The sequence below is a fragment of the Natrinema halophilum genome, from assembly GCF_013402815.2.
GTDB lineage: Archaea > Halobacteriota > Halobacteria > Halobacteriales > Natrialbaceae > Natrinema > Natrinema halophilum.
The window spans coordinates 1,393,598-1,409,015 of sequence record NZ_CP058601.1 but is presented as its reverse complement, the minus strand read 5'-3'; the positions used below and the strand labels follow the sequence as shown (position 1 = coordinate 1,409,015).

The 15,418-nt window shown below is 62.0% G+C and carries 11 protein-coding genes; 7 read left to right on the top strand and 4 right to left on the bottom strand.

All coding sequences use genetic code 11. The features are described from left to right. Positions 1–155 precede the first annotated feature (155 nt). Entirely contained in the window at positions 156–1,109 is a 954-nt protein-coding gene (locus HYG82_RS27635) for a hypothetical protein (RefSeq protein ID WP_179260307.1), read from the bottom strand. 536 nt (positions 1,110–1,645) lie between these two features. Next, entirely contained in the window at positions 1,646–3,436 is a 1,791-nt protein-coding gene (locus HYG82_RS27630) for a hypothetical protein (RefSeq protein WP_179260306.1), read from the bottom strand. Positions 3,437–3,770: 334 nt separating this feature from the next. On the opposite strand from HYG82_RS27630, the gene HYG82_RS27625 reads away from it, so the two are divergent. Together HYG82_RS27625 and HYG82_RS27620 are read left to right on the top strand one after the other, a co-directional pair. Beyond that, complete coding sequence (locus HYG82_RS27625) at positions 3,771–5,078, top strand: hypothetical protein (RefSeq protein WP_179260305.1); 1,308 nt, start codon at positions 3,771–3,773, stop codon at positions 5,076–5,078. A 436-nt stretch (positions 5,079–5,514) separates the two neighbouring features. Beyond that, positions 5,515–6,918, top strand: a complete 1,404-nt coding sequence (locus HYG82_RS27620; protein WP_179260304.1) for a PAS domain-containing sensor histidine kinase — start codon at positions 5,515–5,517, stop codon at positions 6,916–6,918. A 126-nt stretch (positions 6,919–7,044) separates the two neighbouring features. Here HYG82_RS27620 and HYG82_RS27615 read toward each other — a convergent pair whose 3' ends face one another. After that, a complete protein-coding gene (locus HYG82_RS27615) occupies positions 7,045–8,637 on the bottom strand; it encodes an alkaline phosphatase family protein (protein WP_179260303.1) in 1,593 nt (530 codons plus the stop codon). Positions 8,638–8,904: 267 nt separating this feature from the next. Here HYG82_RS27615 and HYG82_RS27610 point away from each other — a divergent pair, with 267 nt between their 5' ends. The 4 genes from HYG82_RS27610 (at position 8,905) to HYG82_RS27595 (ending at position 12,968) form a co-directional block, all read left to right on the top strand. Further along, positions 8,905–9,837: a polysaccharide deacetylase family protein gene (locus HYG82_RS27610; RefSeq protein ID WP_179260302.1), complete on the top strand. Its 933-nt coding sequence runs from the start codon at positions 8,905–8,907 to the stop codon at positions 9,835–9,837. 112 nt (positions 9,838–9,949) lie between these two features. Further along, entirely contained in the window at positions 9,950–11,059 is a 1,110-nt protein-coding gene (locus HYG82_RS27605) for a Gfo/Idh/MocA family protein (RefSeq protein ID WP_179260301.1), read from the top strand. Then, positions 11,056–11,991 (top strand): DUF362 domain-containing protein, encoded by a 936-nt coding sequence (locus HYG82_RS27600; RefSeq protein ID WP_179260300.1) that lies wholly within the window; start codon positions 11,056–11,058, stop codon positions 11,989–11,991. Before HYG82_RS27605 ends, HYG82_RS27600 begins: the two co-directional genes overlap by 4 nt. After that, positions 11,988–12,968 (top strand): NAD-dependent epimerase/dehydratase family protein, encoded by a 981-nt coding sequence (locus HYG82_RS27595; protein WP_179260299.1) that lies wholly within the window; start codon positions 11,988–11,990, stop codon positions 12,966–12,968. Before HYG82_RS27600 ends, HYG82_RS27595 begins: the two co-directional genes overlap by 4 nt. Before the next feature lie 131 nt (positions 12,969–13,099). Here HYG82_RS27595 and HYG82_RS27590 read toward each other — a convergent pair whose 3' ends face one another. Further along, positions 13,100–14,089, bottom strand: a complete 990-nt coding sequence (locus HYG82_RS27590) for a glycosyltransferase (protein ID WP_179260298.1) — start codon at positions 14,087–14,089, stop codon at positions 13,100–13,102. 227 nt (positions 14,090–14,316) lie between these two features. Here HYG82_RS27590 and HYG82_RS27585 point away from each other — a divergent pair, with 227 nt between their 5' ends. Then, on the top strand, positions 14,317–15,417 hold the full coding sequence (locus HYG82_RS27585) for a DUF354 domain-containing protein (protein WP_179260297.1): 1,101 nt from the start codon (positions 14,317–14,319) through the stop codon (positions 15,415–15,417). The last annotated feature ends 1 nt before the right edge of the window (position 15,418 follow it).

Genomic DNA, 15,418 nt, shown 5'->3' with positions numbered 1-15,418 from the left:
CGGGTTGAGGATGCCGTTGGTCAGCGGGGACGTCGGTTAGTGGAGAGAAACGTCAGCGGGGACGTCGGTTGTGGAGAGAAACGTCAGCGGGGACGTCGGTTGTGGAGAGAAACGTCAGCGGAATCGATTTCAACCAGAAAAACGTGTCGGGGTTCTCACTTCGTTTCAGTTCCCGAGGCGGCTTCTTCGGGTGACGTCGGGACGCCTTCGGGGATGACGGCATCGGGGTTCGTTCCGACATCGTCTCCGAGTTTGACGTTCGAACCGGCGTGTTCGGCGATGCCCGCTTGATCGTCGTAGTCGGAGTTCTCGACGACGACTTGGGTCGGCTTCCCGTTGGCACCGGCGTCGATGGCGGTGTTGTGGCCGTTCATCTCGATCTGACAGTCTTTGACCTCGATCGCTCCTGGGGCCCAGCCCCAGATGCCGCGGCCGGCGTACCCTTCGCTTCCGTCGACGTACACGCTCGAGTTCGTGACTTTGCTGCCTTCCGTGGCCAGTCGGAAGTGAGAGACGTAACAGTTCGCGGCGAAACTGCTATCGATGTGGATCGTGCCGCCCCCGTTGGTCCCGGGTGCGGAGCCGTAGATTGCGTTGTCAGCAAATTTTTGGATGTTTACGTTCGAGAAGTCGATGTGCCCGGAGTGATCGGGGGCAACCCAGAACGCGGTCTGGCCGTGGCCGTTCGGATTGTTGTTACCCGTGCTCGAACCGTCACCGAGATAGACGTTCTCGACGGTGCACGTGCCACCTGCCGTATCGGAGATTCCGAACGTGGCAGAGCCGGTCCCGGACGTGTTCTCGCCCTTGAAGCCGATATTGCGAACCGTCCAGTCGCTACTGTGGGCGGTGATAACGATGTCCTGACCGGTCGTCATATCGATGAGCTTGTTCTCCCAGGTTTCACCAGCGTCGAGGGTGATCGTCTGTCCCTGGGCTTCGATAACCTCGTAGTCGTCCTGGGCCGCTACCGAACCGGCTCCGCCGAGTGCGGTCGTCGCCGTCGCCATCGCGGCGAGCGAGCGAACGTAGTTACGGCGTGTAAATTTGGTATTACGGCCTGTAGTCGGAGTGGAATCCGTCTCGGACGTACGGGGGTTCTGCGCCATACACCTATGCAACTCCGCCTTACGAACATAAACTTTTTCTTGCCACCGTAGCTACAATTTACAGACATTCTTCCCATCAGTACATAAATATACACAATCTATCCGTATTTAGATTGTATAATACGAATTTTACGATAGCATGATGTTCCGATCGCAACATCAGATTTTGTGGGGAAATATGAGCATATCCCAGGGTCGAACCAGTTATGAGTCGTTTTTCCACGAACTAGCGGATAGGTGATCGACCGTAGCGACCGACTGTTTCGTTCGATCATATCGCCGTTTCCGGCCAGTAATACTCTGTTACCCGTCGAAATCACGTCGAGATAGGGACTGCCGGATGAGGGACATCTCGGGAGTTGGCGAGCACGGACGGGTTGACAATCTCGACGAACGGTCGCCCGTTCGTCATCTCGGCAAGCGACGTGTCATTCGCTGCCGGTCGTCTCGAGTCGGCTCCGAATTCCACGACTTGGTCTTGGTTGTGGCAGTTCAATCGCGTCGGTTTCCACTGCGGCCCGTTCGAACAGCGACATCTACGGTTCGGCGTCGACCGCATACATCGTGAACTCGTCGTTCGAAATTACCTTGTTCACTCCGGGTTCGGTTTCGAGTCCCTCGAGCGCAGCGCGGTCGTAGTTGAGTTCCTCGTACACCTGGATCTCTTTCGTTCTGTCCCACTCCGTGTAGACGAAGTAGTACTCGTCGGACGGATAGGCACCGCTGTAGTTCCCGCTGCTGAAGACGGTGGCGTTGACGGATCCTGTGGCTGCCGAAGCACCGCTGAGGCTGTCGCTTCCGGCGAGACCGTTTATGCCGTGATCGTATCGGTAGGGGTCGTATCCCATTCCGGCGTAGGGAACGCCCTCCGCGCCGTGGGCTAGCCCGTCATCGTACCCGCTCATCATCTCGGGAGTCACGTGCTGGCCCGGATTGTATATCAGCGGCGACGTAAATACCGTCATCAGGCCGAGGACGAGACAGGCTCCGAGTACCAGCGCCGCAACCGCATTCGCGCCCGGGGACGTGATCACACTCGAGAGACCGCCGACGAATTGTGCCAGGGCGATGCCGGCGAGGATCGTCAACACCACGTAGATGAACCCCATCTGCCGGAACGCCATCGTCGGCGTCCCGAGAAAGTAGACGAAAAACATGCCACACAACGGGAACAACGCGAGCGCGAAGTAGTTGACGAAGGAGCTGGTTTCACCGTCGAGGTTCGACCAGCCGAGCCAGACGAGCAGGATGAACAGACCCACGATGAGGCCGATGACCGCCGCATCGAGAAACATCGTCACGAATAGTTCGCCGAGGCTCCCGCCGATATCGGTCAACGACGATCCGCGCTGGTTGACAGTCGACCCGCCACCGATATCCTGTGCGAGGAGCCCGGAGACGAGTCCGATAGCAGCCCGTCTGAACCGCTCGTTTCCAAGTGCCCAGAGCCCGAACAAGCCGCCGAGGCTGATCGTATGGACGTATGTCGTCGGGTGCTCGATCATCGGATGGTCGTCGAAGCGACGTCGAGCGAGATACTGGACCCCGCTGATCGCGCCGATCAAGACGACCACGTTGAACATCTGCTGTGGGTGGATTAACAGGAGCGCAAGCGCGGTGAGAAAGATGAGGGCGCTAAACGGCGACACGCCGAAGGGGAGGCGCTCGACAGTCGACCGCCGGCGGAGATAGGCGACGAGCGCAAAGACGACGGCGGGGACGAGGAACAGCGCGTTCGAGTTCGTGTGGATGCCCATGTGCGTCGCGATGTTATTGATTGGAAGGACCATCCAGGAAACGATCGCAGCGAGGCCGACCGCCGGTCCACCGCCGGCCATATCGCGAACGACAAGCGGGACGAAGATCACGAACGGAACGAACAGGACGACGATTCCGACCAGGAGGGCGCGCTCGATCGAGATGCCACCGGCGAAGTGGAGGGTCGTCGCGAGGGCGTGCAATCCCGGATAGAATAGTTCGTGCGGCGCGGTTCCGCCGGTGACGATGTCTCTCGTCCAGCCGAGGTGCGTCAGTGCATCACCCATCCCGGCGTAGTGGTAGTTCCGAATCACGGGGAGACTCACGATCGCCGTGACGGCCATCGCGCCGAGACCGATCCCGTATCCCTGCGTTCGCCCCCGACACGTGAGACACGTGCCGACTGCAATCGCGAGCGCGAGCGCGAACCCTCCCCAGGTGATCGTCGGAGCCCCCGCGTACACCGATGACTCGTATGCAGTCGCCGGATTCGCTCTCGCGACGAGAATCCCCATCGAAACCGCGAGAAAACCGACTGCGACCGTCGCGTTGAGCGTCGATCGTCTCATATTCTCTCACCGGACTCGTCCCGGTCAGTCTCGATACGCATGTATTAGACCAGCCGTCGCCGCTGTCAGGGTTTGTTATACAGATCCTACCCTCGAAAGGAGTTGTTGTCGGTACTGCACGTCCGGTATACGGACGGCTGTCCGTCAGAGGATTTGCTACGCCGGGTGATTTCGGCAAATCTGCAACCTAATATATGCGACAAAATATGTGGACCCTGTCGGGGACGCCCGATTAGCTACGGTCCGATTTCTCGACACGGGATCGATCAACGGTTCTGATGGTTTTTGTAGCAGGTCGTGATCCAGTCGACCGACACATCGACTCCCCCTACCTATGTCATCGATCCTCATCGATCAACTCACCACCGACGGCGGGACCCTCCAGTGTTCGGTTCGCACTTCGACCGACCTCGAGCGGTTCATCTCCGACGATCCGTTTCGAACCCGCTACGACGTATCGATCGAAGACGTCCCTGACGGCGTTCTGGCGATTCCCATCCTCGCGCAAGTCTGTCCGGTCGCGTGGGCCAACGGAGCCGACGTGTACGTCGACGAAATCGACGCGACGTTCGCACGAGCGCTCGAGAACGTCGAGAAGTCGCTGTGTGACATGCACGACTTTCTCGAGGGCGGGACGCTGTATGCCCGCCGGACGATCGAACCGGAACCGGAGACGCGCGATGAGAGCGGTCTGCTGTTTACCGGCGGTGTCGATTCGACGTGTTCGTACGTTCGTCACCGCGAGGAATCGCCGACGCTGGTCAGCATTCGTGGATGGACGATTACGCCGAGTTCGGCCGACGACGAGAAGTGGGATGCCCTCAAAACACGCGTCTCCGGATTTGCCGAAGACCACGGCCTCGAGACCGCCTATATCGAGTCGAACATGCTCTCGTTTCTCGATCATCCGATGCTGCTGGCCCACTACAAACGATACGTCGACGGCGGTTGGTACAGTTCCGTGGGCCACGGACTGGGACTACTCGGACTTTGTGCGCCGATGGCCTACGCGCGCGGGATGAACGATCTCTACGTCGCCGCGACCCACTGGAAGGGGATCGATCTCGAATGGGGTTCTCGGCCCGACGTCGACGAGTACGTCCGCTGGGCCGGCACGAAGTGCCATCACGATGCCTACGAACTCACTAGACAGGAGCGACTCGACGTCATCGCCGACTACGTTCGTCGCGAGGATCCATCGCTCGAACTCCAGACGTGCAACGACCGGATAGACGGCAACTGCGGTCACTGCGAGAAGTGTTACCGGACTGCCGTCGGCCTCCGTCTGGCGGGTCTCGAGCCGTCGGACCACGGCTATCCGTTCTCGGACGCAGACTACCACGACCTTCGGCAGTCTCTCGAGCGGGGTGACTGGGTCCTCGGACAGGACGAACGTCACATGTGGGGCGATATTCGTGACCGCGCACGCGAGGCCGAACCGGCCACACCGGCCGAAGAAACCTTCTTCGACTGGCTCGACGACGCAGACCTGGACGTGCTGGTCTCTACGTCGGGTCCGCCGCTCACCCACCGCATCCTTCGGGCCGGAGCGAGAAACGCGCCTAACATCGTCTACAACGCCATGTATCCGGCCTGGACGACTGCAAAGGCTGGCCTTCGATTCGTCCGGTCCAATCGATAGAGCATCAGGCCGTCGACGGGCATTCGCGGTTGTTCCTCGAGTTTCTCGGTCCGATCTCTTGCGATCGAGTCCGGCGACGACCGATTTTCCGCGTAACTCGATGTGGTATAATTTAAGTGACGGTTCGAAGGTCGTTTCAGTACCTGGCTATCTCGGTGTTTGGAATCCTGTGGATACTGGAGTAGTGGCCTGCCCACCGATGGGTCGGGTACAGATCCGTTTCGCCGGAACTGACGGGATGAACTCGAGTCGCCCCGTTCGACGAGCGGTTCCCGACCGCTTGATCGGCGTCCCTCCGATCGAGGTTCGGTGGGGGAATTTCGGCTCGGTCCCGACGCTGGCTTCCCTCCCGGCCGTAACCGGTCACTGGTTGTGACTGTGTTCCGTAGCACCACACTTTTCTGAGGGAGTATCGAAATTGGTCTAGAGAACCGCAATGGACCCAAAGATCGACGATCTGGCTTCAGTCCTCCTCGAACATGCACACGATACACTCGCCATCGTCGATGAAGCAGGGACGTACGTCTACGTCAACGAAGCGAGTGCGTCCATGCTTGGGTTCGAGCCGGACCGGCTGATCGACGAGTACGTGATCGATTTCGTTCATCCGGACGATAGGCAGACGGTCGCGGATCGATTCGGCCGGGTAAGCGGGGTCGCACGGGCGTCGTCGACGGTTCACTATCGGCACGTTACCCGAAACGACGGGTGGGTTTGGCTCGAAAGCCGGTTTACGAATCCGCCTGACGACGCCATCGACGGGTACGTCGTCAGCTCGCGCGACATTTCTCAACGAGTGATGGCGGAGCGAGAACGTCGGGCCGCTCAATGCCGACTCCAGACGATCGCAGGAACTATCGGTGACGTCCTGTGGATGTTCAACGGCGACTGGTCCGAATTGCTGTTCGTCAACCCCGCGTACGAGGACGTTTACGGTCAGTCCGCCGAAACGCTCGAGGCGAATCCCCGCACCTTTCTCGATATGGTCCATCCTGACGACGTCCGCAGCGTTCGAGAGGCTATGGCCCGCGCGTCTGCGGGCGAATCCGTCGACCTCGAATACCGCGTCAATCCCGGGACCGACTACAACCGCTGGGTCTGGGTTCGAGCCGAACCGCTTCTCGAGGACGGCGACGTCGTTCGGATCGTCGGTTTCAGCAAAGACATCACCGATCGGCGGCGACGAGAACGACAGTTAACCGTCATGGACAACCTCCTTCGACACAATCTGCGAAACGACCTCGCCGTCATCCTCGGCAACGCCGAGAGCATCGCCGAGGACGCTTCCAACCCGTCTCGACGGCGCGCGGAGATCATCCGTCAGCAGGGTCAGGAGCTCCTCCAGAGCGCCGACAAACAACGAAAAATAATCGAACTGCTCGGCGACCGAACCGTGAGGGAGTCGATCGACATCGTGACGGTCGTTTCGGACGCAGTCGAGACGATCCGTGATCGGCACCCGAACGTGACGATCCACACGAACCCGAACCGTCCCGAGTCAGCGGTCGCCTGTACAGTCCGCGAGATTCAGGGGGCCGTCACGGAACTCCTCGAAAACGCCGTTCAACACGACCCAGAGGGTCTGCCCGAGCTAGGGATTACGCTTCAGCTCGATCGAGAGACCGTCGACGTGGAAATCCGAGATACCTGTCCGCCGATCCCCGAGGTCGAGTTTCGCGTCTTGACAGGCGAATGGGAGATGAACGACGTGTATCACACGTCGGGCCTGGGACTGTGGCTCGTCTACTGGACGGTCGATCGCTCGAACGGTCACATCGAGTTCGAGCGGTCCGAGACGGGCAACACGATTACCGTCTCACTGCCGCGAGCACCGTCCTGACCAGCCGTCGTTCAATTTATCGTCGCTCCCGGTGGCTGATTCGTCTGATCATCGGTATTCCACGTAGCCGAGTCCGTCTGGCCGCTTCCCTCACTCCATGTAGCCGAGTCTGCCTGGCCGCTTCCCTCACTCCATATAGCCGAGTCCTTTCAGCCGGTCCTCGACGTCGTCGAAATCCTCATCGACCGTCGTATCGCTATCGTTTTGGGTGACAGTCGTCCATTCCACTTTCGTCTCCGCCGGCCGCACGTCGTCTGCGAAGGCGTCGAATAATACTCGTCCATCGGCGTTTTCCGGTACCGGTTCGCCGATTCCGTGGAGCAGTGTCGGTGCGATATCGACCACTCGGGCGCCGCGCAAGGTCGCGTCGGCTTCGATCGACGGGCCGCGACAGAGGACGATCCCTTCGCTCCGGTGGCTCGCATCGTACGTCCCTGTATCGCCGAGCGTCCGGTCCGAAACCGCGCTGCGTGACTCGTAGGTACCCCGGCCACCGACGACCAGGTCAGGCGACTTCTCGTCCGTCGGGAACAGGTCGTCGCCGTCGAATACCTCCAGTACTGTCTCGCCGCTCTCGTCGGTCACCGACTCGAGGGCGTCCCTGATATCCGCTTTGACCTGTGGGATCTCGCTCGGCGAGACGACCCCGCGGTCGAAGCGACCGGTGTCGTTGATGTAACAGTTTCCGGTGTCGTGGACGAACGCCACGGTCCGATCGAAGTCGACGTCGTATAACGCATGATCGCCGGGTATCTGCTCAGCGACTGAGTCGACGAGCCGGCGGGGGAGCGACTGAACGAGCGTCTCTTCGGTGATTCCGACTCGATTGAGTGCACCCGTTATGGCGTCCCGCGAGATTCCGAGACTCGCGAGCGCGCCGCGCGTTCCATCGTCGTCCCGTCGAACCAGGTATCCTTCTTTCTCGAGGATGCGATTGACGTAGACGAGTTCCTCGATCGAGCCAAAGCCGTGATCGGAGACGACGTAGAGATCGGCGTCGTGGTCGTCGGTGTACTCGATGACTTCGCCGAGGATGTCGTCGAGTTTCTTGTAGTGGGCGAGAAGCTTGTCCATGTCCCAGACGAGGTGCTGGAATCGGTCGGGAGCGGTGTAGACGAAGAAAAACAGTTGCCAGTCGGTGCCGGCCCGGTCCATCTGGATACGCATCAGCTTACGGCGCTTCGCGAGCATGTCGTCGACGGCAACCCGAAAGTCGTCCAGCCGATCGGCATACTCGGGATAGTCGAGACTAATTTCGTAGTTGGGGATGCGGGAGTCGATCTCGTCTTGTAGATCAGCCGGTTGCGTGAACTCCCGATCCGTCGAGGGCGTTATCATCCCCGTGACCATGGTGCCGTCGATCTCGCTGGCCGGATAGGTCATCGGGACGTTCCCGACGTGTGCCGGCGCGAGCTGATCCCAGAGGGCCGGCTGGGCGAGATCTTGGCTGGTGTACATTTCGTGACTGTATTCTGAAGAGAGGTTCTGGAAGCCGTAGATGCCGTGTTTGTCCGGCCATACCCCGGTCGCGATCGACGGCCATGCGAGTGGCGTCGTCGGCGGGCGGGTACTATCGAGTGGGCCCGAGGCGCCCTCCTCTCGCAGTCGGGCGAATGCGGGGAGTTCGCCCGCATTGCTCCATCGCTCGATGAGTCTCCACGGCACGCCGTCGAGTCCGAGCACGAACGCTCGCTCGGAAGGGGCTGTATATCCGCTCATGATTATATTTTGAGACGTCAACGACGTCTGCTGTCTTTCCGGTCGCCCGATGAGCGCTTTGTTATAGAGAGATTTCACCCCACGACGGTCCCAAGAGAGAGCTGTTCGGACCCATTAACTCCACGTCCAGATCCTCTCGCCCGTACACTCCCGAGTGACGGTGTATCGCGTCACAGAATCCAGGCGTCGTTCAGACAGGTCCTCCATAACAAAGCCACCAAAACGCAACCGTCCCAATATGAAACGCGTTCAATCGTGGTGGTTTCCGTGGGAAGCGTCGTAATCTCTCTCGACGCCGAACTCGGGTGGGGATTTCACGATCTTCCCGAGCCGCCGGTAGAACGGGTCGAATCTGGACGCCGAGGCTGGAGGTCCATGGTCGAATTGCTCGAGGAGTTCGACGTACCGGCGACGTGGGCCATCGTCGGACACCTCATGCTCGATAATTGTGATGCTACCCACGCCGACCACCCGGCTCCCAACGGCTGGTTCGACCGCGAACGAACAGCGTGGGCAGAACGCCCCGACCTCCGATTCGGCCGGGATCTGGTACGCGACGTCCTCGAGTCCGATGTCGAACACGAGTTCGCCAGTCACTCGTTCTCACACGTTTTGTTCGGCCGGCCGGAGACCAACCGCGAACTCGCCATCGCGGAACTCGAGCGCTGTCGCGAACTCGCAGACGACTGGGGTCAATCGATCGACTCGTTCATTTATCCGCGAAATGACGTCGGCCACCGCGACGTGCTGGCCGAACACGGAATCGGTGCCTACCGGGGAACCTCGCCGACCCGGGACGGTGTTCGTGGCGTTTTCGATTCTGCGATCCGGGATCGATCGATGCTGGTTACCCCGATTGTTGATGAGTACGGGCTCGTCAACGTCCCTGCCTCGATGTTCCTCTTTGGCTTCGAGGGGACGGCACGGGTGGTCGCCGAATCGATCTGGGAGGATCCGATGGTCGTCCTCGCTCGCCGCGGCATCGACGAGGCGGCGCGGACCGACGGTCTCTTTCACATGTGGCTCCATCCGAACAACCTGACTCACCAGCGGGATGATCGGCGTATGCGGGCGATCCTGTCGCACCTCGAGCGCCGGCGGTCCGCCACTGACCTCACCGTCGAGACGATGGCCGACGTCGCTGATCGGTTCAGGAATCCAACGAGCACGAGCGAGCGGGCGACACCGAGTTGGAGCTAGCGAGTCGGGACGGTCGGTAGACGGACGCTGTCGTCCGAATGGACGAACTACTCGTTTGCCCGTCCGGGTACGGCGACGATAACAAAGCCCGCAGCCGGCCCTTTTTCGACAGATGCAACTACCGATTCTGGATCGATGGACCGACTCGAGTGGACTCTCGCTCGGCGTCCTCGGCGTCGGGAACATCGGCATGGTACACCTGAAATCAGCGCTCGCGATGCCGAACGTCGAGGTCGTCGCAGCCGCCGACGCCGTTCCCGAGAACCGTAATCGAGCCGATCGTGCCGGGGTCTCGCGCACGTACGACGATTACGCGGCGCTGCTCGAATCCGAAGATCTCGACGCCGCGGTCGTCGCGTTACCGCCGTTTCTCCACGCCGAAGCCGTCGAGCGTGCCGCCGAGGAGTGTATCGATGTCTTCGTCGAGAAACCGCTTGCACGCTCGACTGAAGAGGCTGACGACTTGCTCGAGACCGCCCGCGAGGCCGGAATCGCCGTCGGCGTCGATCACACGCTGCGCTACCAACCGGACATGACGGGCCTCAAGGAGGCCTACGACGAGGGAAGCGTCGGCCACGTCCCGTACGCTTCGATCACCAGGCTCAACGACGGCCCGTTGGGGCGGCCGCCCGTGGAAAACGCGCCGCCGTCGTGGCCGCTAGATCCCGACGCGGCCGGCGGCGGGTCGCTGCTGGAACTGGGAGTTCATTGCTTCGACGTCCTCGAGTGGCTGTTCGGCGACCTCGAGGTTCTGGATGCATCGATGGGGCGGACGCTCGAAATCGACGTCGAGGACGCCGCGACGGTGCTCCTGGAGGCACGGGAGACGGGAACGACGATCACGCTTCACTGCGGCTCCTACCAGTGGGAGCAACTCCCCGAGGTCAACACTCGACTGCGCCTCGAAGGCGTGACCGGGACGCTCAGCAACCGGGACCACCTGCCAGATAATTTCTACGCCGGCGCAGCGAAGTCCGCCCTTTCGAACGTCGCCAGCCGGTTCACGAACGACGAGCCCGACGTGTTCGGCCCGACGTTCTACCTGCAGGCTCACTACGACGCACTGGCTGACTTCTGTGAGGCGATCCGCGCCGGCAACCGACCACCCGTCGACGGAACAGACGGCCGCCGGACGCTGGCCCTCGCCGAGACGGCCTACGAACGTGCGGCCGTCGATGCCGACGGTGCGGACGAACTCGAAGCGCCGGAGGTGACCCTATGAGTGGGGCGCGGGTCCGTGCGGTCACTGTCGACGAACCCGACCATCACGGCAGCTGGGTGCCCGATGTTGACGCCCGTATAGCCGGTCTCGAGGCTCCGGTTCGTGGCCTGCTAGAGCCCACACTGGAATCGTTTTCGAGCGCCGACCGGATCACGCTCGTCCCCGACGTGCACTACCCGTTTCACCCGTCGTCCGGAATGATCACCGATCCGGCCGTCATCGGCACGATCGTCGGTCATTTGGAGCGGTGCACCGACGCAGATGTCGCCGTTGCTGGCGCGAGCACTGATCGGATGTCGTTCGACAGAACGGCGGCGTACCTCGGTTACACCGACGTACTCGAGGGGTTCGAGGCCGACCTCGTCGATCTGGCGGACGAACCCCATACCGAACACGTCCAACCGGTGGACGGACGGTCGGTATCGCTCACGGTCCCGAACCGACTCGACGAGGACACCGTTATCGTCGTGCCATCGTTGCGGCCGACCGAGAACGGCACGGTCGCGGGCGCGATGCGAACGCTTGCATCGCTCGTTTTAGACGCCGCCGACGCCGATCGAGTGCCCGTCGCGGTGACGCGGCTCGTCGAGCCCGAAACCGCCGTCGTCGACGCGACGACCGTTTACGGCGGCGAACCCGCAGCAGCGAACACGCTGTTTTCGGGAGCTGTTTCGGCCGTCGATGCCGTCGCCAGTTCGTTGTTGGGGCGATCACCCGCGGACGACGGTGCGCTCGAGACGGTCCGCGGTGACGAGGCCGAACCGATCACCGTCGAGGGGACTGGCATCGACTTCGATCGGCTTCGGGCACGGATTCCCGACGGTGACTTGCCACCGGCCGACGAGACCCACCCTGCCGTCTCGACCGCCTACCGAATGTACGCGACGGTGGCCGGCGACGCCGTGCCGCCGCAACTCGAGGGCGGTCGATGACGGCGACGAGCGAACCGCGAACGGCGGCGGTGACGGGTGCGACCGGCTTTCTCGGGACCCACCTGTGTGACCGCCTGCTCGACGATGGCTGGGAGGTTCGCGGACTCAGTCGACCGACATCGGAACGAGGCGACCTCGAGGGGATCGACTGGTACGTCGGCGACCTCTTCGACGACGGGACGTTGCGGTCGCTCGTCGACGGAGCCGACGCCGTCTTCCACCTCGCGGGAATCGGCCTCTGGAGCGCCGGTCCCGATACCGTCTGGACGGTCAACCGCGACGGCACCGAGCGGGTGCTCGAAGCCTGTCGCGACGCCGACGCGGGTCGAGTCGTCTTCACCAGCACGTCGGGAACGCGGCGCCCCGTAGGCGACACCGACTTCGCCGACGAGTCGGACGTCGCCGAGCCGATCGGCGCCTATCAGGCCTCGAAAGCGGCGGCCGAAGGACTGGTCGACCGATACGCTGAGACGAACGGTGACGCCCTCACTGTTCATCCGACGTCGATCTTCGGTCCCGGCGACGAGGAGTTCACCGCCCAGTTGCTCGCGATGGGCGCCGAACCCACCATGCCAGCCTATCTTCCCGGCGGCCTGAGTATCGTCGGCGTCTCGGACGTGGTCGACGGACTGCTTGCCGCCTACGAGCACGGCGAGGCCGGCGACCACTACATCCTCGGCGGCGAGAACCTCACGTACGACCGAGCAGTTTCACGGATCGCCGATGCAGTCGACGGCTCGCCCGCGCGGATCCGCGTCCCGGCGACTGCGATCCGGGCCGCTGGACCGGTCGCGGAGGTCGTCGACGCAGTCGCCGATCGCCGAATGTTCCCGTTCGATCGACAGATGGCCACACTCGCGACCCAGCGGCTATTCTATACGTCGCGGAAAGCGAACGAGGAGCTGGGATACGAGTACCAGCCCCTCGAGGCGCACGTGCCGGACGCGATGGAATGGTATCGGGCGTCGGTCACGTAGTCTCGAAAGCGACGTCGCGGATCACCCGTCCGTAAACGGATGCAAAATCGTCCCGGTCGTCCTCGGACGCCGACGATGGCCGAACCGACTGTTCTCTCTACGCGTCGTTCTCCCGAGATGTGCGCCGGTGCTCACTCGAGTCTCGAGATGCCTTGAACGGTGAGTTCGTCGGTGCAGTCTTCGGTTTCGATCATCTGTCCGGCAACGCGCTCGTACACCTCGAGCATTCGGTCGGCCGTTCGATCGATGCTCACTTCACGAGCGGCTTCGCGACCGTTCGATCGCTCGCCGCGTTCGAGGATTTCCAGCAGGCCCTGGATCAGTTCCTCGTCGCTCGAGCAAACGCAGGAAGGATTCACGCCCGACAGGCGCTCTCGGACGTCGCCGACGTCGACGGCGACGACGGGGAGGTTACAGGCCAGCGCCTCCTTTATCGAGTTCGGTGATCCTTCGCTGTGGGAGGTCAAAATGAGGGCGTCCGCTGCGTTCATGTAGTCCGAGACGGAGTCGTGATCGACGCCGGAGACCGTTCGGAGTCGCACCGGGTGCTCGAGGAGGTTGTCGACGACGGTCACGATGCGCTCGGCCCGCGGATAATTCTTCACTTCCCGTGCGGGTGAATACGGGAACAGGACGTCGTGTGCGTACCCATCGTCGTTCCAGCCCACTTTCTTCGCGGCCCGATCCTGCGGTTCGGGACGGAACTTCTCCAGATCGACGCCGTCGGGAATCACCGTACAGTCGCGGTCGAGGACCTCGCGCATTTCCCGCGACATGACGACGACCTCGTCGCAGAACGGCGCAGACGCTCGACTAACGGGTGCGACTGGCCCGTGGACGTCAGATCCCCACAGTGAGAGAACCACGGGCTTTCGGATCTGTGCGAGCGCCATCGGTGCCGTCAGCCCGTAGTGAGCGTGGATCAGATCGTAGCCATTTCCCGCCTCTCGGATGACCTTCGGGACGGTCCGGAGATAATCGGCCGGCGTCCGTGACGTATCGGCGCCGACATCGCCGGCCACCGACACCGTCGAAAAGGTTACGCCTCGGTCCTCGAGCGCGGCCATCTGCTGGGTCATGAACGGCGCATCGGCGTTCGTCGTAAGCGTGAGGACGTGCATCTCGAGTACGAGAGGGGACAGACCGGAACGGCTTTGTTATCCGCCGAACAGCCCCTTCGACGCGCCGGACAGGCCCTGGCTACGGATGCGCCCCGTTGGGCGGCCGCGGCGTCGACGACGTTTTTCTTCACGTACTCGTGTACGTTCGATCGGTAAACGGAGGGTTCCGTCGGCTCACCCCCGTAGCGATGCTATTACAAAGGGCCAACGGCGGATAGCTCAGAGCGATGCGGATCCTCGTCTTGGCCAATACGCCCGCACACGTCCACCAGTATCGACACGCCGTCGACTGCCTCGAGACGGCGGGACACGACGTTCTCGTCCTGACCCGGGAGTACGCCTGTACGACCGACTTACTCGGCTATTTCGACATGCCGTACCGAGTGTACGGCGACCACCGTACGGAGGGGTACTCGAAACTGCAGTTCGCCAGCGAATTGGGAGGGCAGATCCGTTCGATCGGGACACAGGCTGTCCGCTTCGATCCGGACGTCGTCTTCGGCCGTGGTCCGTACGCGGCCTTCGCCGGGACGCTTACGCGAACGCCGGTCGTCCTCGTCCTCGACGATGAACCCGGTGATTTCAATCACACCGTCTCGCGTCCCTTTGCGGATTGCATTCTCTCGCCGGCGGTCACCCGTCGCGATCTCGGGGACGATCACTACACGTTCGACGGGTTCAAAGAGTGCGCCTACCTCCACCCCGACGTATTCGAGCCGAACGAAGCCGTTCGGAAACACCTCGGCGTCGATTCCGACGAACCGTACGTCCTCGTCCGGTTCAACGCGCTGGACGCTCTCCACGACACCGATCTCGAGGGATTCCGCCCGGAACAGCGACGGGACCTGATCGAACGCCTGAGCGAGGAGGCGACCGTCTTCGTCTCCGACGAGGGTGGCGAGATGGACCTGCAGGATCTCCCGGCGCGAGCGTACGATCTCCACCCCGCACTGATCCACGACGCGATGGCTGACGCGTCGCTGCTCGTCGCCGACACCGGCACGATGGCCACCGAAGCCGCGCTGTTAGGAACACCTGCCTTCCGGTATCGGGGCACCGACGACCACGAATACGGCGAGTTTCAAGAACTCGAGCGCGCCGGCCTGGCTGAACAGTTCGACGCGTACGACGCGGTTCGTGATCGCTCTCTCGAGATTCTCGCCGACGACGAGGCGGCCGATCGGTGGCAACGGCGTCGCCGGGAGTACGTCGGCGACCTCGTGAATCTAACCGACTTACTCGTCGACGTTGCTCAGTCTCGCGGGACTATCGAGCGGTTGGACCGCTCGACGAAACGGATCCTCCAACCGCGATCGCAATCGATGTAGC